Here is a 20,122-nt window from a genome sequence, read left to right as displayed (position 1 = left end):
GGTGGGGGCCTGGGGCAGAGGGGTGAGGGTGCGGGGGTACGGGTGGTACGGGGGTACGGGGCGTGGTGAGTGGCTCAGCGGTGCGGTGGACGGGTGCAGCCGGTGGGGGCGGTGGGGGCAGGTGTACGGCACAGGTGGGTGTGGTCGGCAGGCTGTGGCTTTTCAGTGGTGCGTCTGGTGGTGCGTCCGGTGGGACGGTGGGTTTTCAGTGGTGCGTTCGGTGGGACGGTGGGTTCTGTGGTGGGGCAGGTGGGTGTGGCCGGCAGGAGCGGTGGGCATGGCAGCGCCGCGGGCCGGGGCAGTTGACCCGGTCGGGTCGGCCCGTGCGGCGGGACGGCTCGACCTGTGCCCCGGACCGCCCCCGGCGCAGGGTGCCGGCTCAGCCCACGAAGCGGCCGTACGACCTCAGGGTGCGCAGTGCCGCGATCGTCACCAGGGGGCGTGCCTCCAGGGCGGGGGCCGGGGCCCACTGGCGCTGGGGGTACCACCCGCGCGTCTGGCAGTGGGGGAGGACGGGCCAGCCGCCGTCGTCCTGCTGCTCGGCCGCCAGGTGGTCCAGCGAGCGGGCCATCTCGTCGTCCGTGAACCACGCGCGGGCGAGCGAGTCCGGGCTTCTGGCGAAGTCGTGCGGGAAGTGGTGCCCGGCCGGGGCGTAGCCGGCCGCGACCGGATATCTGTCGAGCCGGTCCGGATCCAGTGCCGCGAGCCGCTGCGCGCGCACCATGCGACCCAGCCGGTCGGCGGCGGCCTCCGCGCGCGGGCGGTCGGGCACGGAGTCCAGGAAGGCCACGGCGGCCTCCACCTCGTACGGGTGGGACTTCTCCAGGGACTCCACGGCCTGCCAGCAGAAGTCGGTGGCCCGGAACAGCCAGGCGTGCCACACCTCGTTGCGGTGCAGCAGCCCGACCACCGGTCCGGTCGCGAGCAACTCGCTGGGCGGGCTGTCGAGGATCGGCACGAACGGTGCCGCCGGATAGCCGCGCTGGCTGGGATGGACCGCCGGCAGGGCGCCGTCCGCCGTGGAGACCGAGGTGAGATAGCGGCACACGCGCTCCACCCGCTGTCCGCCGCAGCGCCCGATGGCGTCCAGGACGTGCAGTGCGTGGGCGGTGTGCAGCGGCTGGCTCACGGGTCCGCGCAGATCGGGCTCCAGCGCGTGCCCGTACCCGCCGTCCTCGTTGCGGTAGGCGTCCAGCGCCGCTTCCACCGCGTCCGGGGTGCCGTGCAGGAAGTGGTGGGCGAAGAGGCGCTGCTCCAGCACGCGCGCGGTGAGCCATACGAACCGTTCGGCGCGGAAGAGCGGAGAGCGCGCCTGGGGCGTGGAGGGGAGTGGGGAGACTCCGGTGTCGGCCATGCGTCAGACCGTAGGACGGAAAGCGGTCTCGGCAAGCGGTCCCGGCCGGGGCCCACCCCCAGGGGCGGGATACTGAGGTCATGCGGTTGACAGTCTGCTGGCGGCGGAAGCCCCGGCGACTCGCGGAGACCTTCGTCGTCGTGCCGTGAACCGACTTGGTGCGGATCGGTTCGTACACGAGGGACGGCCTCCCGCCAAGTTCGGTCTGCCGGAGGTCACGCGTGGCCTCATCGCCGCGGGCGGCGGGGTGATCCGGCTGCCCAAGCGCATTCCGTACCACCTGGCGATGGAGCTTCTGCTGACCGGTGAGCCGGTCAGCGGCCGGCGTGCCGGAGATCTGGGCCTGGTCAACCGGCTGACCACACCCGGCGAGGCGGTGGCCGGCGCGCTGGAACTGGCCGAACAGCTCGCCCGGAACGGCCCGCTCGCGCTGACGGCCGTGAAGGCGCTCGTGCGGGTCGCGGACGGCATGCCGGAGGCCGACGCCTTCGCCGTGCAGCGGGGGGAGATGGCCGCCCTGACGTCCTCGGCCGACGTACGGGAGGGCATGACCGCGTTCGCCGAGTGCCGCGCCCCGCAGTGGACGGGGAAGTGACATGAAGATCGAAGACGTCCGCCGCCACCCGACGACGCCGCTGACCAGTCCGGCGTACCCCCCGGTGATGCCCTGGTTCACCGACCGCGAGTACCTCAACATCGTCTACCGCACCGACCTCGACGCGCTGCGTGCCGTCGTACCGGAGCCCCTCGAGATCGAAGAGCCGCTGGTCCGGTTCGAGATCATGAAGATGAACGACGTCACCGGGTGCGGCCCCTACACCGAGGCGGGCCAGGCGATCCCGGTCAGCTTCGACGGCGAGAGCGGCGAGTACCTCCACGCGATGTACCTCGACAACTTCCCCGCCACCGCCGCCGGGCGCGAGGTCAGCGCCTACCCGAAGGCCATGGCCTCGCCGAAGCTGTACGTCGACAACGACGTGCTGGTCGGCACGCTCGACTACGGCACGCTGCGGGTGGCCACGGCGACCATGGGCTACAAGCACTACCAGCTCCACAAGCGTGAGGCCGAGGCAGAGATCACGGTGCCGACCTTCATGCTCAAGACCGTCCCGGGCTACGACGGCACCCCGCGCGTCCAGGAACTGGCCCGCACCCAGATCACCGATGTGGTCGTCAAGGCTGCCCACACCGCTCCCGCGCGGCTGCAGCTGTTCCAGCACGTACTCGCCCCGCTGGCCGATCTGCCCGTCCTCGAGGTCGTCTCCGCCAGCCACATCCTCACCGACCTGGCTCTCGCCCCGGTCAAGCCGGTCTTCGACTACCTGAAGGAAGGCAACCGATGACACAGGACTTCCGCACCGCCGCGGTGATCGGCGCCGGCATGATCGGGCTGTCCTGGACGGTGCTGTTCGCCGGTCACGGCATGGACGTGTGGGTGAGTGACCCGCGGCCGGACCTCGCCGAGGCACTGGACGCCGCGCTGGCCGAGTTCACCCCGCACCTGGCTGCGCAGGGGCTCGACGTCGCCGGGTTCGCCGACCGCGTCCACGTCGCGACCGATGTCACCGAAGCTGTCCGCGACGCCGACATCGTGCAGGAGAACGGTCCCGAGGACGTCGAGTTCAAGAAGAACCTGTTCGCCCAGCTGGTGCGCGAAGCCCCGCGCCACGCCCTGCTGCTCAGCTCCTCCTCGGCGATTCCCTCGACCGCCTTCACCGGTGAGATCGAGGACGCCGGCCGGATCCTGATCGGACACCCGTTCAACCCGCCGCATCAGATCCCGCTCGTCGAGACCGTGCCGGGCGAACACACCGGCGAGGACGCCGTCCAGGCAGCCGTGGACTTCTACACCTTCGTCGGCCGCACCCCGGTCGTCGAGCGCAAGGAGATCCCCGGGTTCGTGGGCAACCGGCTGCAGAACGCACTCAGCCGCGAAGCCAGGTACCTCGTCGAGCAGGGCGTGGTGACCCCCGACGACCTCGACAAGGTCCTCACCACCTCGCTCGGTATCCGCTGGGCGGCTGTCGGCCTGTTCCTCGGCCAGCACCTCGGCGGCGGCCCCGGCGGCTACCGGCACCTGATGGAGCACATCGGCAAGTCCATGGACCGGATGCCCCTGGGTGCGCCGTCGGCCGACCCCGAAGACCAGGAACGAGTCATCCAGGCCGTCGAGCAGGCCTACGGCTCCTCCCCCTCCGCGCAGCTCGCAGAAGCCCGCGACCGCAAGCAACTGGCCGTGCTGTCCGCGCTGGACGTCGCCGCCATCAAGGAGAACTGACATGAGCACCGACGTCGCACCCCTGGACGACCAGTTGGTCTCCGACTTCTACAACTTCGAGGCCCTCCTCCCGGACGACGAGCGCAAGATACTCCTCAAGGCCCGCACCCTCCTGCAGCAGGACATCAAGCCGCTGGTCAACAAGTACTGGGCCAAGGACGAGTTTCCCGAGGAGCTGATCCGGAAGTTCCGCGGCAGCGGCCTGGCCGGCCTCGCCTACGAGGGCTACGGCGAGCACAAGCTGGCGGTCAGCAACCTCCTCCAGGGCATGCTCGCGGCTGAACTGACCCGCCTGGACGCCTCGGTCGCCACCTTCTTCGGTGTCCACAACGGACTGGCCGGCTACTCCATCTACGCGGGCGGCGACGAGGAGCAGCGCGAACGTTTCCTGCCCGCGTTGTTCGCGTTCGACAAGATCGGCGCGTTCGGCCTGACCGAGCCGCTCAGCGGCTCCGACGCCGCGGGCGGCCTGCGTACCACCGCCAAGCGCGAGGGCGACTCCTGGGTCATCACCGGCGCGAAGCGGTGGATCGGCAACGGCACCTTCGCCGACCACGTGGTGGTGTACGCCCGGGACGTCGACGACAACCAGGTCAAGGCCTTCGTCGTCGAGAAGGGCATGCCGGGATTCCAGCCGGAGAAGATCGAAGGCAAGATCGCGCTGAAGATCGTCCAGAACGCCCACATCACCCTGACCAATGTCCGGGTGCCGGAGGCGAACCGCCTGCAGAACATCAACTCCTTCAGGGACGTCGCCGAGATCCTCCGGTTCACCCGCAGTGGCGTCGCCTGGCAGGGCCTGGGCCTCATGCTCGGCGCCTACGAAAGCGCCCTCGCCTACGCCAAGGAGCGCCAGCAGTTCGGCCGTCCCATCGCGAAGTTCCAGATGGTCCGGGACCTCCTGGTCAAGAGCCTCGGCAACATCACCTCCTCGTGGGGCATGCTGGTGCAGCTCGCGCGCCTTCAGGACGCCGGCGTCTTCCGTGACGAACACTCCTCGCTCGCCAAGGGATTCGTCACCGCGCGGATGCGCGAGGTCGTCGCCTGGTGCCGCGAGATCTTCGGCGGCAACGGCATCGTGGTGGACTACGACATCGCGCGGTACTTCTCCGACGCCGAGGCCCTCTACTCCGGGCTCCGCGTGCTTACCCGCTTTTCCTGGCCACCCGGCAGCGGCGCGCACGCAACCGCGACACATGGAACGCGCGCCTTTGGAAGCCCGCGCTCGCCTCCGCCGGACTCATCGGCAAAGTGGACCCCGATTCCGGCGGGAGCAAGTGGCAGCCGTCACGCGAGCTCGGCTTCCATGCCTTGCGCCACACCTACGCCGGCGTCCAGCTCGAAGCCGGCGAGTTGATCGTCTCCCTCGCCCGCCGGCCCTGGCTTTACTCTGCGTACATACATGCACTTCACGCCCGGCGCAGACACGCGAGGTCGCGCCGCCATGGATGCTTGGTTCAGTGGGGAGGCGAACTCCCTGGAAACCCCTGACGGGTCATGCGGGGCATGAAGGACGAGAAACATGCAGGTCATGGCAGGTACGGAGCGGAATTCATGCGGTTGACGGTCTTCTGGCAGCGGATGGCGGATCACTTCGGTCCGGGGTACGCCGACACCTTCGCGCGCGATCACGTGATGACGGAGCTGGGCGGACGCACGGTGAACGAGGCGCTCGACGCCGGCTGGGCGGCGAAGGACGTGTGGCGCGTGGTCTGCTCCGTCATGAACGTGCCGGGCGAGCGGCACTGACGCGTTGACTGCCGGCCTGCTGCCGTCCCGCTCCCCATCGCCGCCCTATATGCCCGAATTGCGGGTAAAGGTAGTTGCGGTACGGCACTGATCGGTCACGAAATCGCAGGTGGGCGCGGGTTGTCGGTGGCGTCGGCGAGACTTGCCTCGTGGCACCCACTGACGAGGACAACGAGCCGCTGACCCGGCACACGGCATCCACCGGTACGACAGCGCCCGACCGGCCCCCGGCCCGGACCACCGTCGTTCCGGGCGGCCGCATGCCGCGCTGGCTGCCGCGCGCCATGGTGCTCGCGCTCGCTCTGATCGCCGTCTTCCAGCTGGGCACGTGGGCCTTCCACCAGCTGACCGGGCTGTTGATCAATGTATTGATCGCGTTCTTCCTGGCCCTCGCGATCGAGCCCGCGGTGAGCCGGATGGCCGCCCGCGGGATGCGCCGGGGCCTCGCCACCTTCCTGGTCTTCCTGGCATTGACGATCGCCATCGCCGGGTTCGTCACGTTGCTCGGATCCATGCTGGCCGGACAGATCATCAAGATGGTCGAGGGTTTCCCGGACTATCTTGATTCGCTCATCCGCTGGATCAATGACTCCTTCCACACGGACCTCAAGCGCGTGGACGTCCAGGAGGGCCTGCTCCACTCCGACTGGCTGCGCAAGTACGCGCAGAACAGCGCGGCCGGTGTCCTCGACGTGTCCGCGCAGGTGCTCGGCGGGCTGTTCCAGCTGCTGACGGTGGGACTGTTCTCGTTCTACTTCGCCGCCGACGGCCCCCGGCTGCGCCGCGCGCTGTGCTCCGTACTGCCGCCCGCGCGCCAGGCCGAGGTGCTGCGCGCCTGGGAGATCGCCGTCGACAAGACCGGTGGTTATCTCTACTCGCGCGGTCTGATGGCGCTCATCTCCGGGATCGCGCACTACATCCTGCTCCAGACCCTGGGCGTGCCGTACGCGCCCGTGCTCGGTGTCTGGGTGGGGCTGGTCTCGCAGTTCATCCCCACCATCGGGACGTATCTCGCGGGCGCGCTGCCGATGCTGATCGCCTTCACCGTCGACCCCTGGTACGCGGTGTGGGTGCTGGTCTTCGTCGTGGTCTACCAGCAGTTCGAGAACTACATGCTCCAGCCCAAGCTGACCGCGAAGACGGTCGACATCCACCCGGCGGTCGCCTTCGGCTCGGTCATCGCGGGCACCGCGCTGCTCGGTGCCGTGGGCGCGCTGATCGCCATCCCCGCGGTGGCCACCCTCCAGGCCTTCCTGGGGGCGTACGTGAAGCGGTACGACGTCACGGACGACCCCCGGGTGCACGGGCACCGCAGCAGCCGGGGCCCGGGCGGTCCCGGGATGTTCGCACGCATACTCCGTCCGCGGGCCGGGGAGTCCGAGGCGGAGGAGACGCCGTAGGCCGTTGCCGCTCGGGTCGGGCCGTCGGCCCTCGGAGGGGACGTCGCGGAACGGCGTGTCCCTGGGCCCTTCTCAGTACGTCAGCACCGCCCACACGCCCGCTCCGGCGACGGCCGCCGCGTAACAGCCGACCGCCGTGGCCACGATCCGGCGGCGCGTCTGCTCGCTCCAGGGCGAGCGGGACAGCAGCCGGGCCAGGAGCGGCAGGACGAGGACGGCGTGCAGGCTCACGGCGTGCAGGGGCTTGAGCGGGGCCGTCGAGTGGTAGGCGGCCTGCTGGTGGCCGGTCCGGGTCAGCACGACCCCGCGCGCGATCATCGCCGCGCCCGAGGCCAGCGCCACCAACAGGATGGCGAAGCCGGAACGGACCGCGAGCGACATGCCGGCGGGGCCCGTCGGCCGGTACCGGAACGACGCGACGGCGAAGACCGTGAGCAGGACCACCAGGACGGCGCCGCCCACCGCGAGGCTCATGGACACCGCCGTGTCGAAGGGCGTCTCCATGTTCAGATGCGAGGGCACCCGGCGCCACGCCTGGAGCGTGATGCCGCCGACCTCCACCACGCAGTCGGCGGCGAAGACGAGCAGCAGGACCGCACGCAGCCGCGCCTCCACGCGCAGATACGACGTGACCCAGGTGACCGCGATCAGCGTCAGTCCGAAGGAGAGCCCGAACGTGAAGGGTTTGCGCCAGGAGACCGGGCCGTCCCAGGGGCCGCCGTCGACCGCGAACACCACCAGGTGCACGAGACCGGACAGGACGAGGAACAGCCCCGTCGCGTGACAGAGGCGGTCGACGGGCCGCGGAATGTTCATGGGCCAAGGCTCCCGGGAGCGGCCCGCGCAGTCGTCGTCCGGCCGAAGACAACCGCCGTACACCACAGGGAGTAGCGGCGTCGGGTATCCGGCCGGGAGGGGTCACGGGGAGACCGTGGCGACGGGCGGGGTCCAGCGGTTGGTGCGGGGCACCGAGCCGGTGACGCCGTAGTCCTTCTTGAGGTGCTCGGGGATGGCGTAGTGCATCACGCGCCCCCGGGTGAGGGACGACAGTTCGAAGATCGTCGTGAGATGGCCGAGCCGGTCCAGGGCCCAGGCGCCGAGCGGGGAGCGGTCCTCGATGGTCTCCAGCACCCCGAGGAGGTGCGGAACGGCCTTGACCAGGGTGTCCCAGCGGGTGCGGGGCACCCGCAGCCAGTCGGCGCAGGTGTCGCCGATCAGATGGCGGACGAGGGCGGAGACGATCGGATCGAAGAGGGTGCCGGGCACGACCTCCTCGTAGAGGTCGATGAGCTGCCGGGTCAGCTCCGCACCCTCCTCGGAGGGGCCCATGTGACGGAGCATGTACAGGTCGAGGAAACTCCGCGCCTCCTCGAGGGTCTTGGGCACGGCCTCCTGGTCGACACCGAGCATCGCGCCGACCACCCGCCAGGCGTAGTAGTAGGCCTCCGCGCCCTCCGTGGTCATGTGGATGCCCAGCCGGTGCAGGCTGTCGAGGACCAGCAGCGAGAAGCACATCTGCCCGCCGATCATGTCCTCCTGGCAGATCGGCGTGCCCAGGGCCGCCGTGTCCCAGCGCTCCTCGCGCGCGAGGTGGTGCCGGATGGACGCGTGCAGCAGCCGGACCTTCTGGGCGGCGGGGACGAAACGGCTGCCGGCCTCGAAGGCGTCGGGCTGCATCAGGTAGACGGTGAACTGCCCGGTCTCCGCCATCCGTTTGGATGGGTACTTGAGCGAGTGCGTGGCCGACAGCAGCTTCGCCACGTGCGGGACGACGTAACAGGCGGGCATGGAGGCGAAGGACAGCGCCGTGGAGATGTGCACGTTGTTGTCGATGAAGAACAGCCGCGCCTTCTCCATCTCGCCCCAGTCCACCCAGGCCGGCGGGACGCTCGTCGCCAGGAGGTACTCGCGGGCCACGTCGGGCAGCCCGTTCGGCAGCGGAGCGCCGGCCGTGGAGACGTACCGCATGAGGCTGTTGAAGGTACCGACCTCCCCGCGCGCGAAGAGGGTGGCGACGGTCGCGTCGGCGAGTTCGTCGCCGGCCTCCCGCAGCGCGTCCATCGAGGCCTCGGTGAAGGTCATGGCAGGGCTCCTTGTCCAGGCGGTCATGGGGTCCAGGCGGTCGTGGGATCCGGGGATTCGCGGGGGCCGGGCGTCGGCCCGGGTCGTTGCGAGGGTCGGCCGCCCTCCCGTTAGGCCCCTGTGCTGCGAGTCAGAACGGGCGGATCGTCGCCGCATGCGCCAGCCCGGCCAGGGCGTCGGCGGCGGGCGCGGACACGTCCAGCTCGTGCAGGGCGTCGAGCGCCTCCGCCACGCGCGCGGAGATCATGTTCTCGACGCGGTCCGCAGCCCCGAGCCGGCGCATCACTTCCCGTACGGCGTCGAGGCCCGCCCGGTCCGGCCCGCCCCGGCCCAGCAGGCCCCGCAGCCGCTCCCGCTCGTCCGCGCCGGCGATGCGCCAGGTCTCCGCCAGCAGCGCGGTCGGTCGATGGCCGCGCACGTCATCGGTGTCGGCCTTGCCGGTGCGCTCCGGGTCTCCGAAGAGCCCGAGCAGGTCGTCGCGCAGCTGGAAGGCCTCGCCGAGCGGCAGCCCGTACGCCGAGTAGCCCGCCCGCATGCGCTCGCCGGCCCCGGCCAGGGTGCCGCCGATCAACAGGGGCTGTTCGACGGTGTACTTGGCGGTCTTGTACCGGATCACCTTCAGCGACGCCGTGGTGTCCGGGACGGTCCCGGTGTGCAGGATCTCCAGGCACTCGCCCGCGATCAGCTCCCGGGCCAGCAGCGACCACAGCGGGCGGGCCCGGGCCAGGTACGCGGCGGGCAGGCCGCACGTGGCGAACAACTGCCCGGCCAGCGACATCAGCAGGTCCCCGACCAGCATCGCCAGCGACCGCGCGGCGGCGCCGGGACACGGATGCCCGGGTACGGCACCGCGCAGGGCCAGGTGGGCGGTGGGCCGGCCGTGCCGCAGGGGGCTGTCGTCGATCAGATCGTCGTGGACGACCGCGGCGGCGTGCACCAGCTCCATGGAGGCCGCGGCCCGCAGCAGCGCGTCGCTGTCCGGCTGGCCGGCCGCGCGCCAGCCCCAGTAGCAGAACGCCGCCCGCAGCCGCTTGCCGTGCGCGACCGTCGCCTCCAACTGGTCGGCCACCGGCGCCAGGGCCGGGTCGACCTCGGCCAGCAGATCGGCCTCCTGGGTGACGAAGCGGTGCAGCACCTGGTCGACGCGGGTCCGGAACGCGGCCGCGTCCCAACGCTCAGCCGCCATCGGCACCCCGGCGGGCGAGCGCGTGCCCGGCGAGGATCTCCAGATGGGCCGGGGGTACGGTCGTGTACCGGTCCAGTGCCAGCCGGCCTCGGGCCATCAGGTCCTGCTCGGCGGCCGACGCCAGCTCCACCGCGTCCGAGCGGCGCAGCAGCCCCCGTACCGTCGTCAGGGCCGAGCCCAGCGTGCTCACCACCAGGTCCGCCACTCCCGCCGCCAGCAGCACGGCCTGCTCGTCCAGGCTGCCACGGCGGCCCCCTCCTTGTGTCATACCCTCTCCCACCAGCGCGTCCGGCTTCCCACCGGCACCTGAGCATGGCGGCTCCGAGTACGCGGGGGAGGCGGAATCGGAGCCGGGCGCACCAACGGGTGACCGGTTCGGCAGGCCGTGCGGTTCCCCCGCCTGGGCCCGCGGGAACTCGCGGTCGAGCGGGACGTGTCCCTGCCGGGCCATGATCGTTCCCGGACATGAAGAAGATCATCGGCATCGCCGCGGTCGCGCTCGTCGCGGCAGCCCTGGCCACGTCCGCCTTCGCCGGCAACGACAGCGACTTCGGCCCCGGTGTCGAGGCCGCGAACAAGTGGAACTTCAGCGCGGCGGCCGTCTGCTTCCAGGAGCCGGCCGCCGTCCCTGCGGCAAGCCCCTGGACGGGGAACCCCCTGAACCACTGCACCCATGGCAACGTGCTCAACCCCTCCGGCCACCGACAAGGCGTCGCGGCGCGGCCTGAGCGGCTGGGCTCCAGGTGGCCTTGCCGCCCGGGCGGCTGTGGACGCCGGCCTCTTTGATGAGGATGCCGCCGAGGGCGCGCGGCCCCGCCCAGCCGCGAGCGCGGCGCAGGGTCGCGGGGTCCGGGGCGGGACGGTCGGCGGCATGGAAGCGGTCGGCGGGTGTGCCCGGCGCCCAGGGGGTGACGATGCAGGGGCGTGGAAGCCGCACGGAGGGTTCGCCGAGCGCTGGGGGACGCGCACCGGGAGGGGAGGCGTTGGGCCAGGGGCGGCAGCCAGGCGTACTCCTTGCGCAGCAGGGCGTCCACGGACCGCGTGGCCCAGGGCGGCCGGACCGCGAGGTCGTCGCCGAGCCGCCACAGCTGGTCGTCCCAGCCGCGCGCCGAGCCGTGACGGGCGATCGGCCAGGTCGGGGTGCTGGTCGCGCGGCAGATCGGGGACGAACTCCGCGGTGATCCCGGTCTCGGTGTGGGTCATGCGGAGCGACGATGAAGGGAGCGGCGGCCTGCACAGCGGGCTTCTTTCCGGGCCTCGGGACGCTGCCGAACCTTGGATTCCGGCATCGCGTGGTGCGCTTGACACGAAAATCGAACATCCATTCTTATGGAAGTTCAGGCGAGGCTCTGGATGGTGGATTTCATCCCGTTTTGCGGGGAGATGTCTCTCGGTTATCCACAGGCTGGGCCTGCGTCGGGGCGCATTGTCAGTGGCAGGGGTTAGCGTCTTTGACGTGAAGCGATCGACTCAAGCAAACCGGGTGGAACCCATGGCAGGAACCGACCGCGAGAAGGCGCTCGACGCCGCGCTCGCACAGATTGAACGACAGTTCGGCAAGGGTGCGGTGATGCGCCTGGGCGAGCGGCCGAACGAGCCCATCGAGGTCATCCCCACCGGGTCGACCGCGCTCGACGTCGCCCTCGGCGTCGGCGGCCTGCCGCGCGGCCGAGTGGTCGAGGTGTACGGCCCGGAGTCCTCCGGCAAGACGACCCTGACCCTGCACGCCGTGGCCAACGCCCAGAAGGCCGGCGGCCAGGTCGCGTTCGTGGACGCGGAGCACGCCCTCGACCCCGAGTACGCGAAGAAGCTCGGCGTCGACATCGACAACCTGATCCTCTCCCAGCCCGACAACGGCGAGCAGGCCCTGGAGATCGTGGACATGCTGGTCCGCTCCGGTGCCCTCGACCTCATCGTCATCGACTCCGTCGCCGCGCTCGTCCCGCGCGCGGAGATCGAGGGCGAGATGGGCGACAGCCACGTGGGTCTGCAGGCCCGCCTGATGAGCCAGGCCCTGCGGAAGATCACCAGCGCGCTCAACCAGTCCAAGACCACCGCGATCTTCATCAACCAGCTCCGCGAGAAGATCGGCGTGATGTTCGGCTCCCCCGAGACCACGACCGGTGGCCGGGCGCTGAAGTTCTACGCCTCGGTGCGTATCGACATCCGCCGCATCGAGACCCTGAAGGACGGCACGGAGGCGGTCGGCAACCGCACCCGCTGCAAGGTCGTCAAGAACAAGGTCGCGCCGCCCTTCAAGCAGGCCGAGTTCGACATCCTCTACGGCCAGGGCATCAGCCGCGAGGGCGGTCTGATCGACATGGGCGTGGAGCACGGCTTCGTCCGCAAGGCCGGCGCCTGGTACACGTACGAGGGCGACCAGCTCGGCCAGGGCAAGGAGAACGCGCGCAACTTCCTCAAGGACAACCCCGACCTGGCCAACGAGATCGAGAAGAAGATCAAGGAGAAGCTGGGCGTGGGGGTCCGCCCGGAGGAGCCCGTCGCCGAGCCGGGCGCGGACGCGGCCGTCACCACCACGACCGACGACGACGCCAAGTCGGTGCCCGCCCCGGCAGCCGCCAAGGCCGCCAAGCCCAAGGCCGCCGCAGCCAAGAGCTGACCGACCCGTGACACGACGAACCGACTGGGCCGAGTACGAGTACGCCACCCCCGGTACCCCGCGGGGGAGGGGCACCGGGGGCTACCCGGACTCCGCCCCGGACGGTGACGACGGACACCGGGACGACGTACGCGGTGGGTACGGCGGTGAAGACGGACCCGGTGGGCACCGCGGAAACGGTGGGTACGAGGGCGACGGCGGCGCCCGCAGGGGCGGTCGGAGCCGGCGACGGCGCGGCTTCGGGGACGCACCCGGGGAGGACGAAGGCGCCCCTTCCTCGTCGAGGGCCGAGCAGGGGGAGTCTTCGGGGGACCCGGCTGAGCGGGCACGGGCGATCTGCCTGCGCCTGCTCACCGGGACCCCGCGCACCCGCAAGCAGCTCGCCGACGCCTTGCGCAAGCGGGAGATTCCCGAGGACGTGGCCGAGGAGGTGCTGTCGCGGTTCGAGGAGGTCGGGCTGATCGACGACGGCGCGTTCGCGGAGGCCTGGGTGGAGTCCCGGCACCACGGCCGGGGGCTCGCCCGTCGGGCACTCGCCCGGGAGCTGCGCACCAAGGGGGTCGACTCGACGCTGATCGACGAGGCCGTCGGTCAGCTCGACTCCGAGCAGGAGGAGGCGACCGCCCGCGAGTTGGTCGCCCGCAAACTGCGCGCCACCCGCGGTCTCGACCGCGACAGACGGCTCCGCCGCCTCGCCGGCATGCTCGCCCGCAAGGGCTACCCCGAGGGCATGGCCCTCCGCGTCGTCCGCCGGGCCCTGGAGGAAGAGGGCGAGGACACGGAGTATCTGGGAGGGGACGGGGACATCTGAGGGCTTCCGGGGAGGGGCTCCCGGGCCGGACGGAGGGGTTTCGCGGGTCTGGACGGGGCTCCGAGGCGTTACGGCAGGGGGGCCGAGGTCTCACCGCGGGGCCGTACGTTCACCGGACCACCGTCAAGCGCACAAGTGACCTGGTCGTCGAGGCGGACCCCGGGCAGGTGCGGCAGGCCGTGGCGACAGCGCTGCACGGCACCACCGCCCAGGTCGCCGGCGGCGACGCCCGAGGACCCGTCGAATTCCTGGAGGCGGCGACTGCCCGCACCCGGCTGGTCAGCATGGGCGGCACCTCGCTGCTGGTGGCCGTGCTCGTGGTCGTCTCACTGTGCAGCAGCACCACCGTGAACTCGCCCTGCTCCGCGCCGTCGCCGCCACACCCGGGCAGATCCGTGCCCCGCCCGGGCTGCCGCTCGGTGGCGTGCTGTACGGCGAGGGAGTAGCGGCGGCGCCGCATGCCCGGCCGGCCATGCGCCGAATCGGCCTCTCACCGCCCTGTTCTCTTGACCGATGCCGTCGCCTGCGCCCAGGTACCGCCGGTGCCCGCACCGTACCGCCGCGCCCGCGGCCGTTCTGCCGTTGGTGCCCGCGGCCCTCCGCAAGGCGTCGCCCGCTTCGTTCAGGACCGCACCGGTTCCACCGGCAGGCCCGCCGCCCGCCATGCCTGGAAGCCGCCCACCAGGTCCGTCGCCCGGCGCAGGCCCAGTTGGTGGAGGGAGGCGACGGCGAGGCTGGAGGCGTAACCCTCGTTGCAGATCACCACTATGCGCAGGTCGTGGCCGGTGGCCTCGGGGGTGCGGTGGCTGCCCTGTGGATCGAGGCGCCACTCCAGTTCGTTGCGCTCGATGACGAGGGCCCCGGGGATCACGCCGTCCCGCTCACGCAGGGCCGCGTACCGGATGTCCACGAGCAGCGCCGCACCGGTTCGCGCCGCCTCGTGCGCCTCCGGTACATCCACGCGCCGGTATCCCGCGCGCACCCGCTCCAGCAACTCGTCGATCCCGACCGGCTGTTCACTCACCACACCGACCGGCTGTTCAACCGCCGCCTCCGTACCACCGGCCGGCCCCTGTTCCGCGCCGCCGCTCCCCGCCGCCTCCGCGCCACGCGCTCGACCACCTTGTGGCCCCCCGCCCCCGCTGCTCACTGCCAGTCCTCCGGGCGTTCCACCTGCTCCAGGCGTAGTACCTGGCCCGTGCGGCCGTAGCGGCGGATGCGGGGGAGGGGTGGGTAGTAGGCGTGGACGGAGATCGCGTGGTCGGTGCGGGACTCGTTGAGGACCTCGTGGACGTGGTGGCGGCCGAAGGCGCGGCCCCGGCCGGTGGGGAGGCGGCGTTCGCGGTCGACGTCCTCGGTGAGTTCCAGGGTCTTCCAGCCGTCGGTGGGCAGCCGGGCGGCGAGTGAGTTCTCCTTGAGTTCGCCCGAGGCGGTGAGGAACGCGCCGACCGACTCGGCGTGGTCGTGCCAGCCCGTGCCGGTGCCGGGTGGCCAGCCGATCAGCCAGGCCTCGCTGCCGCCCGGCCCCTCCAGCCGCACCCAGGTGCGGCCCTCCGGATCGAGCGGAAGGGAGGCGATCAGCCCGGCGTCGGCGGCCGTGCGCCGCACGAAGTCGAGGAGGTCCGCCTGGGTGGGCGCCGAGCCGACGGCAGGGGACACGGAAGCAGGGGAGACAGACACGAGCACCGTCCTGAGTCCTGAGCGAGTTCGCGGAAACGGGCGCACCACGGCGCCCGGAAAGGGAAAGGGGATGCGAATTCAGCAGGACGGGCGACACACGCAGCCCGCGTAGCGGACGAGGTCCATATGGACCCTCCGCCACAGGCGCACGCAGGTGTCGGTCATGGTCCGGAGTACAGCATGGGCATGCACTCCGGTCAACTCACCGTCACCATATGGACAGAGCGTGACCGGAGTACGGGTCAGCGCGCGCTGGAGGCGGCTTCCGCCTCCTTCTTCTTCTCCTCGTGTTCATTCTTCGCAGCGCCGCCCACCGCCGCCTCCGCCGCCGTGTACAGGTCGGCCGGGCGGACCCCGCTCAGCGCCGTGACCAGGTGGCCGTCGGGGCGCACGAGCAGCACGCTGTGGGCCGGCGCACCCGGGTACTCCTCGGCGACCAGCAGCTCGGCGGGGTGCGGCAGTGCGGTCACCGCGGCCGCCAGACGGGGCATCACTCCGGCGGACACCCAGTGCTTGCGGTCCCACACCCCCGTGCCCGGCGCGATCAGGACGACGAGCAGGACGCCGCGGCCGAGCCGGTCGCGCAGCCGGACGAAGGAGCCGTCCTCCGCGGTGACCCGTACGTCGGTGACCGGTGCGCCGGGGGCCGTCTCGACCGGGATCTCACCCTCGAGACGCCCGGGCGTGAGCGGCGAGTCGGCGTACGTCCCCGGCGCGCCGAGCGGCCCGCGCCCCAGGTGACCGTCCGTGAGCAGCGCATCGTGACCCCGCGCCGCACCCGGCACCCTCTGGCGCAGTCCGCCCCCGCCGCGCAGCACCGGCAGCGCCTGGTCGGCGGCGCGCAGCCGGGCGGCGACCACCGCGCGCCGCTCGGTCTCGTAGCTGTCCAGCAGCGCTTCGTGGTGTCCGTGGTGCCAGGCCGGGGCCAGCTTCCAGGCGAGGTTGTCGGCGTCCCGCAGGCCCTCGTCCAGTCCGTGGGTGCCGAGCGCGCCGAGCAGATGGGCCGCGTCCCCGGCGAGGAAGACCCGGCCGGCGCGCCAGCGGCGGGCCAGCCGGTGATGCACCGTGTGGACCCCGGTGTCGAGCAGGTCGTACGGCGGTGTGGAGCCGTCCGTCCAGCCCGCGAGGGTCTCGCGGACCCGGGCCACCAGGATCTCGGGGGTGACCAGCTCCTTGCCCGGCGGCAGCAGCCAGTCCAGGCGCCACACGCCGTCCGGGAGAGGGCGGGCGGTCACCTCCCCGGCCGAGGGCCCGGACTGCCGCCACGGCGGCATCCGATGGAGCAACGCCCGGCCCTCCCACGGAAGTTCCGCCCGCAGCGCGGCGACCGCGTGTCGCTCCACCGCCGTACGGCCCGGGAAGCGGATGTCCTGGAGTTTGCGCACGACGGAGCGCGGTCCGTCGCAACCGATCAGGTAACTGCCGCGCCACCAGGTGCCCCTGGGGCCGCGGGTGTGCGCGGTGATGCCGGAACGCTCCTGCTCGATCGCGTCCAGGCGGCTGTCCACGGCCACCTTCACCAGCGGCTCGTCAGCGGCGGCCGCGCGCAGGGCGCTGGTGAGGACGTGCTGGGCGAGGTGCAGGGGGGCGGGCCCGGCGTCGTCGAAGGCGATCTCGCTCATCACCTGCTTGCGCCGCAGGGACCGCCATCCGGACCAGCGCACACCGTGTTCACCGAGCGCCACACCGGTCAGCCGCTCCAGCAGCGCGGCCGTGTCCTCGCGCAGCACGACGGTGCGTGCCGGGCGGGGTTCGTCCTTGCCGGGGCCTTCGTCCAGAACGACGGACGGCACCTCATGGCGGGCCAGCGCCAGGGCGAGCGTGAGCCCGACGGGCCCCGCTCCGACGACGATCACCGGGTCCACGGCGTGGTGCCCCCTGCCCGCAGCGGTGTCCTGACGGAGTGGTGCGAACACAGGAGGGGAGCAGGGCGAACGATCACAGAACGTATGCAACCCACTGCCGGGGCTGGCGTCAAGCGAGGCAGGCGGTCATCGGGGACATACCGGTTCTCGGCCGGACCGGTCCGCGGACCGATCGAACGGCCTGGGCAGGGGCCGCGGCCACGGTGAGCCGTCGGCGGAGGTCAGGCGGAACTCGTCGTGGTGGCTGCCAACCGGCTCAGCGGACTCCCGCGGCGCTCCCCTGGGTGACGACCCGACGACCTGACGACCTGACGGCCGGTTCCCTCGGCATGCCGGGAGGGAACCGGCCGTCGTGCGACCGCGGACGCGTGCCGGTGTGTCAGGGCCGGGGCTCACGTTCGGTCGTGTGGCCGAGCGGGCCGGCCGAGGCGTCGAGCAGTCCCGGCGTCTCGGCCGGCCCGGCTGCCGCTGCCACGATGACGCCGGTCTTCGCACGGCGCCCCCGTCGCTCGATCCAGGTCGCGAGCGAGGAGAGGGCGAGGCACATCGCGATGTAGATCGCGCCCACCACGATCGTGACCGCCGTGAACGGGTTCTCCCCGTTGACGATGATGTTGTTGGCCATGGTCCGGGTGGCGAACAGAAGCTCCGTGTAGGTGATGACGTAGCCGAGTGAGGTGTCCTTCAGGGTGACCACCAGCTGGCTGATCATCGTCGGCAGCATGGCGCGGACCGCCTGCGGCAGCAGGAGCATCGTCATCACCTGGTACTTGCGCAGGCCGAGCGCGTACGCGGCCTCCACCTGTCCCCTGGGCACGGAGTTGACGCCCGCGCGGAACACCTCGGCCTGCACAGAGCCGTTGTAGACGGTCAGGCCGATGACGAGACCCCAGAACGCGGTGTTGTCCCCGACCACGCCGAGGTCGTTCTTGTAGGTGAGGAACAGCACCCACAGGGCGTAGATCGTGATGAGCAGGGGTACGGCGCGGAACAGCTCGATGAAGCCGGTGGCGAACCAGCGGACCGGCCGGTGCTCCGACAGGCGCGCCACGGCGAGCAGCAGCCCGAGGACCAGGGACAGCGCACCTGCCACGGCGAACACCTTCAACGTGGTCAGCACCCCGTCGCGGATGTTGGTGCGCACGCCCGCGTTGTTGAAGATGTTCCAGACCTTCGGGTCGAGCTGGCCCTTGGCATCGAGCCGGTACACGACGAAGGCGAGCAGCGCGAGGAGCGCCAGGGCGCCGACCGCCGTGTAGATGCGGTTGCGCATGCGGGCCTTGGGGCCCGGCGCGTCGTACAGCACGCTTGCAGTCATCGCGCGACCCCCAGGCGCCGCTCCAGCAGCCGGAACAGACCGCTGATCGAGAAGGTGATGACGAGATATCCCAGGGCCACCCACAGGAAGATCCAGGTGATGGTGAAGCCCTGGTCGCTCAGCAGCTTCTGCACGCCGAACAGTTCGGTGACGCTGAACGCGCCCGCGATCGCCGAGTTCTTGGTCAGCGCGATGAAGATCGAGCTCAACGGAGCGATCACGGCGCGCGTCGCCTGCGGCAGGACGATCAGCCGCAGCGTCTGCGAGAAGGTCATGCCCAGCGAGCGGGCGGCCTCCGCCTGCCCCAGGGACACGGTGTTGATGCCCGACCGCACCGCCTCGCAGACGAAGGCCGAGGTGTAGAAGCCCAGGGCGAGCAGTGCCTTCGTCCACGGGCTCAGGCCCGGCACGAAGATGACCGGGACGACGAACCAGGCGATGAGGAAGAGCAGCGTCAGGGGGGTGTTCCGGAAGAGGGTGACCCACGCGGTCCCGAACATCCGCAACGGAGGGACCGGAGAGACGCGGAACCCGGCGATGACGACACCCAGCGTCATCGCGAGGAGCCCGCTGGCGAGGGTCAGCAGGACGGTGCCTATGAACCCCTCGCGGAATTCCGCGAGATGGTCGAGCAATACGTTCACGGGGAGGTCCTCGTGGCGGTGTACGGGCAGGGCAGGCCGCGTCGGGGACGATGCGCCGGACGGCGTCGCCGGGACGGGCCGGCCGGCCGGCGCCGACCCGCAGGGCACAGGGTCGGCACCGGCCGGCTCACTCGACGCCGCGAGGGCGACGTCTCAGCAGCGCGTCAGTAGCGGCTGACGGCCGGCGGCTCCGCGTACGGGGAGCCGGACAGGCCGAGCGTCGCGTCGTACGCCTTCTTGTAGTCGCCGTTCTTCTCGTGCTTCTCCAGCGCGGCGTTGACGGCGTCACGCAGCGCCTTGTCGTCCTTGTTCATGCCCACGCCGTACGGCTCCTTGGTGAACGGCTGACCGACCACCCGGAGCAGCTTGGGGCGCTGCGCGGCATAGCCCTTGAGGATCGCGTCGTCGGTCGTGACGGCGTCGACCTCGTTGTTCAGCAACTGCTGTACACACTCGGAGTACTTCGACAGCTCGATGGTCTTCGCACCGTACTTGGGCTTCTTGATCTCCTGAAGCGGAGTGGAACCCTTGATGGAGCAGACCGTCTTGCCCTTGAGCGAGCCCGGCCCGGTGATGCCCTTCTCGCCCTGGCGTACGAGCAGGTCCGCGCCGGCCATGAAGTACGGTCCCGCGAAACCGACCTGCTTCTTGCGCTCGTCGTTGATCGTGTACGTGCCGACGTAGAGGTCGACCTCGCCCTTGGAGATGGTGGTCTCACGGACGTTGGAGTCCACGGTCTTGAACTCGATCTGGTCGGGCTTGAAGCCGAGGTCGGCGGCGACCATCTTGGCGATCTCGATGTCGAAGCCGGACCGCTTGCCGGTGGTGTCCTCGAAGCCGAGGTACGGCTGGTCGTTCTTGGCGCCGATGACGAGCTTGCCGGCCTGCTGGGCCTTCTTCAGCGTGGGAGAGTCGATCTTCACGCCGGCGGCCACGGCGTACGTGGGCAGCTTCGGCGCGTTCGCCCCGGAGCTCTCCCCGGCGGGCTGGTCACCGGCGTTGCCGGACGAGCCGCCGCAGGCCGTCACGGTCAGGGCCAGGGTGGTGAGGAGCGCTGCGGAGGCGGACTTGCGGAGCTTCATGCTGGACATCCTTCGAGTCGGCAGGTGCGGCGTTGCGCGGGACGGGGGCCCGT

Annotated in this window: 22 protein-coding genes and 1 pseudogene; 10 read left to right on the top strand and 13 right to left on the bottom strand. The window is 71.1% G+C overall.

Translation table 11 applies throughout. The features are described 5' to 3' along the window. Positions 1-379 precede the first annotated feature (379 nt). Positions 380-1,354: a hypothetical protein gene (locus ADK64_RS31265; protein ID WP_053664508.1), complete on the bottom strand. Its 975-nt coding sequence runs from the start codon at positions 1,352-1,354 to the stop codon at positions 380-382. A gap of 145 nt (positions 1,355-1,499) precedes the next feature. Between ADK64_RS31265 and ADK64_RS31260 the strand changes: the two genes are divergently transcribed. The 6 genes from ADK64_RS31260 to ADK64_RS31235 all read left to right on the top strand — a co-directional run bounded on the left by ADK64_RS31260 (position 1,500) and on the right by ADK64_RS31235 (position 6,781). Next, on the top strand, positions 1,500-1,949 hold the full coding sequence (locus ADK64_RS31260) for an enoyl-CoA hydratase-related protein (RefSeq protein WP_234384767.1): 450 nt from the start codon (positions 1,500-1,502) through the stop codon (positions 1,947-1,949). Position 1,950: 1 nt separating this feature from the next. Continuing rightward, positions 1,951-2,697 carry an acetoacetate decarboxylase gene (locus tag ADK64_RS31255; protein WP_053664506.1) on the top strand — a complete coding sequence of 249 codons (747 nt, stop codon included), beginning with the start codon at positions 1,951-1,953 and terminating at the stop codon, positions 2,695-2,697. Beyond that, positions 2,694-3,632 (top strand): 3-hydroxyacyl-CoA dehydrogenase NAD-binding domain-containing protein, encoded by a 939-nt coding sequence (locus ADK64_RS31250; RefSeq protein ID WP_053664504.1) that lies wholly within the window; start codon positions 2,694-2,696, stop codon positions 3,630-3,632. Before ADK64_RS31255 ends, ADK64_RS31250 begins: the two co-directional genes overlap by 4 nt. Before the next feature lies 1 nt (position 3,633). Beyond that, positions 3,634-4,989, top strand: coding sequence for an acyl-CoA dehydrogenase family protein (locus ADK64_RS31245; protein ID WP_078992942.1), 1,356 nt, complete (start codon positions 3,634-3,636; stop codon positions 4,987-4,989). Between the two features lie 197 nt (positions 4,990-5,186). Beyond that, positions 5,187-5,381, top strand: a complete 195-nt coding sequence (locus ADK64_RS31240) for a DUF3046 domain-containing protein (protein WP_053664502.1) — start codon at positions 5,187-5,189, stop codon at positions 5,379-5,381. A gap of 149 nt (positions 5,382-5,530) precedes the next feature. Beyond that, entirely contained in the window at positions 5,531-6,781 is a 1,251-nt protein-coding gene (locus ADK64_RS31235) for an AI-2E family transporter (protein ID WP_078992941.1), read from the top strand. A 72-nt stretch (positions 6,782-6,853) separates the two neighbouring features. Here ADK64_RS31235 and ADK64_RS31230 read toward each other — a convergent pair whose 3' ends face one another. The 4 genes from ADK64_RS31230 to ADK64_RS31215 form a co-directional block, all read right to left on the bottom strand. Continuing rightward, complete coding sequence (locus tag ADK64_RS31230) at positions 6,854-7,597, bottom strand: hypothetical protein (RefSeq protein ID WP_053664500.1); 744 nt, start codon at positions 7,595-7,597, stop codon at positions 6,854-6,856. 102 nt (positions 7,598-7,699) lie between these two features. Further along, positions 7,700-8,863 (bottom strand): oxygenase MpaB family protein, encoded by a 1,164-nt coding sequence (locus tag ADK64_RS31225; protein WP_053664498.1) that lies wholly within the window; start codon positions 8,861-8,863, stop codon positions 7,700-7,702. 130 nt (positions 8,864-8,993) lie between these two features. Continuing rightward, the gene (locus ADK64_RS31220) at positions 8,994-10,049 is read right to left on the bottom strand and encodes a polyprenyl synthetase family protein (protein WP_053664519.1); all 1,056 of its coding nucleotides are present in this window, start codon (positions 10,047-10,049) and stop codon (positions 8,994-8,996) included. Next, positions 10,039-10,317, bottom strand: a complete 279-nt coding sequence (locus ADK64_RS31215) for a hypothetical protein (RefSeq protein WP_053664496.1) — start codon at positions 10,315-10,317, stop codon at positions 10,039-10,041. The genes ADK64_RS31220 and ADK64_RS31215 overlap by 11 nt, the downstream gene beginning before the upstream one ends. A 197-nt stretch (positions 10,318-10,514) precedes the next feature. On the opposite strand from ADK64_RS31215, the gene ADK64_RS31210 reads away from it, so the two are divergent. Then, a complete protein-coding gene (locus tag ADK64_RS31210; protein WP_053664494.1) occupies positions 10,515-10,835 on the top strand; it encodes a hypothetical protein in 321 nt (106 codons plus the stop codon). Here ADK64_RS31210 and ADK64_RS47715 read toward each other — a convergent pair. Beyond that, positions 10,735-11,252: pseudogene (locus ADK64_RS47715) on the bottom strand (hypothetical protein). The gene ADK64_RS31210 and the pseudogene ADK64_RS47715 overlap by 101 nt on opposite strands. A gap of 289 nt (positions 11,253-11,541) precedes the next feature. Between ADK64_RS47715 and recA the strand changes: the two are divergent. From recA to ADK64_RS31195, 3 genes are all read left to right on the top strand, one after another. Continuing rightward, positions 11,542-12,669, top strand: a complete 1,128-nt coding sequence (recA, locus tag ADK64_RS31205; protein WP_053664492.1) for a recombinase RecA — start codon at positions 11,542-11,544, stop codon at positions 12,667-12,669. 7 nt (positions 12,670-12,676) lie between these two features. Next, positions 12,677-13,480: a recombination regulator RecX gene (gene recX, locus ADK64_RS31200; protein ID WP_053664490.1), complete on the top strand. Its 804-nt coding sequence runs from the start codon at positions 12,677-12,679 to the stop codon at positions 13,478-13,480. Between the two features lie 179 nt (positions 13,481-13,659). Continuing rightward, complete coding sequence (locus ADK64_RS31195; RefSeq protein WP_420713063.1) at positions 13,660-13,926, top strand: hypothetical protein; 267 nt, start codon at positions 13,660-13,662, stop codon at positions 13,924-13,926. Positions 13,927-14,102: 176 nt separating this feature from the next. Here the strand turns inward: ADK64_RS31195 and ADK64_RS31190 are convergent, their stop codons facing one another. From ADK64_RS31190 to ADK64_RS31165, 7 genes are all read right to left on the bottom strand, one after another. Then, entirely contained in the window at positions 14,103-14,504 is a 402-nt protein-coding gene (locus tag ADK64_RS31190; protein WP_324614459.1) for a rhodanese-like domain-containing protein, read from the bottom strand. A gap of 122 nt (positions 14,505-14,626) precedes the next feature. After that, positions 14,627-15,160 carry a cysteine dioxygenase gene (locus ADK64_RS31185; protein ID WP_053664517.1) on the bottom strand — a complete coding sequence of 178 codons (534 nt, stop codon included), beginning with the start codon at positions 15,158-15,160 and terminating at the stop codon, positions 14,627-14,629. 78 nt (positions 15,161-15,238) lie between these two features. Further along, a complete protein-coding gene (locus ADK64_RS49200) occupies positions 15,239-15,286 on the bottom strand; it encodes a hypothetical protein (protein WP_309506048.1) in 48 nt (15 codons plus the stop codon). 116 nt (positions 15,287-15,402) lie between these two features. Continuing rightward, the gene (locus ADK64_RS31180) at positions 15,403-17,025 is read right to left on the bottom strand and encodes an FAD-dependent monooxygenase (RefSeq protein WP_053664484.1); all 1,623 of its coding nucleotides are present in this window, start codon (positions 17,023-17,025) and stop codon (positions 15,403-15,405) included. 379 nt (positions 17,026-17,404) lie between these two features. Further along, a complete protein-coding gene (locus ADK64_RS31175) occupies positions 17,405-18,343 on the bottom strand; it encodes an amino acid ABC transporter permease (RefSeq protein ID WP_053664482.1) in 939 nt (312 codons plus the stop codon). Then, positions 18,340-18,987 (bottom strand): amino acid ABC transporter permease, encoded by a 648-nt coding sequence (locus ADK64_RS31170; protein ID WP_053664480.1) that lies wholly within the window; start codon positions 18,985-18,987, stop codon positions 18,340-18,342. Before ADK64_RS31170 ends, ADK64_RS31175 begins: the two co-directional genes overlap by 4 nt. 164 nt (positions 18,988-19,151) lie before the next feature. Further along, positions 19,152-20,069, bottom strand: coding sequence for a glutamate ABC transporter substrate-binding protein (locus ADK64_RS31165; protein WP_053664478.1), 918 nt, complete (start codon positions 20,067-20,069; stop codon positions 19,152-19,154). Positions 20,070-20,122 lie beyond the last annotated feature (53 nt).

The organism is Streptomyces sp. MMG1121 (assembly GCF_001280015.1).
Lineage (GTDB): Bacteria > Actinomycetota > Actinomycetes > Streptomycetales > Streptomycetaceae > Streptomyces.
The sequence above is the reverse complement of the archived record's forward strand: the minus strand, read 5'-3'. Positions and strand labels throughout refer to the sequence as shown.

What these genes read in the sequence shown, in the direction of transcription:
- ADK64_RS31265 (WP_053664508.1), bottom strand. Translation starts at nt 1,354, where the DNA reads ATGGCCGACACCGGAGTCTCCCCACTCCCCTCCACGCCCCAGGCGCGC.
- ADK64_RS31255 (WP_053664506.1), top strand. Translation starts at nt 1,951, where the DNA reads ATGAAGATCGAAGACGTCCGCCGCCACCCGACGACGCCGCTGACCAGT.
- ADK64_RS31250 (WP_053664504.1), top strand. Translation starts at nt 2,694, where the DNA reads ATGACACAGGACTTCCGCACCGCCGCGGTGATCGGCGCCGGCATGATC.
- ADK64_RS31245 (WP_078992942.1), top strand. Translation starts at nt 3,634, where the DNA reads ATGAGCACCGACGTCGCACCCCTGGACGACCAGTTGGTCTCCGACTTC.
- ADK64_RS31240 (WP_053664502.1), top strand. Translation starts at nt 5,187, where the DNA reads ATGCGGTTGACGGTCTTCTGGCAGCGGATGGCGGATCACTTCGGTCCG.
- ADK64_RS31230 (WP_053664500.1), bottom strand. Translation starts at nt 7,597, where the DNA reads ATGAACATTCCGCGGCCCGTCGACCGCCTCTGTCACGCGACGGGGCTG.
- ADK64_RS31225 (WP_053664498.1), bottom strand. Translation starts at nt 8,863, where the DNA reads ATGACCTTCACCGAGGCCTCGATGGACGCGCTGCGGGAGGCCGGCGAC.
- ADK64_RS31220 (WP_053664519.1), bottom strand. Translation starts at nt 10,049, where the DNA reads ATGGCGGCTGAGCGTTGGGACGCGGCCGCGTTCCGGACCCGCGTCGAC.
- ADK64_RS31215 (WP_053664496.1), bottom strand. Translation starts at nt 10,317, where the DNA reads ATGACACAAGGAGGGGGCCGCCGTGGCAGCCTGGACGAGCAGGCCGTG.
- ADK64_RS31210 (WP_053664494.1), top strand. Translation starts at nt 10,515, where the DNA reads ATGAAGAAGATCATCGGCATCGCCGCGGTCGCGCTCGTCGCGGCAGCC.
- recA (WP_053664492.1), top strand. Translation starts at nt 11,542, where the DNA reads ATGGCAGGAACCGACCGCGAGAAGGCGCTCGACGCCGCGCTCGCACAG.
- ADK64_RS31175 (WP_053664482.1), bottom strand. Translation starts at nt 18,343, where the DNA reads ATGACTGCAAGCGTGCTGTACGACGCGCCGGGCCCCAAGGCCCGCATG.
- ADK64_RS31165 (WP_053664478.1), bottom strand. Translation starts at nt 20,069, where the DNA reads ATGAAGCTCCGCAAGTCCGCCTCCGCAGCGCTCCTCACCACCCTGGCC.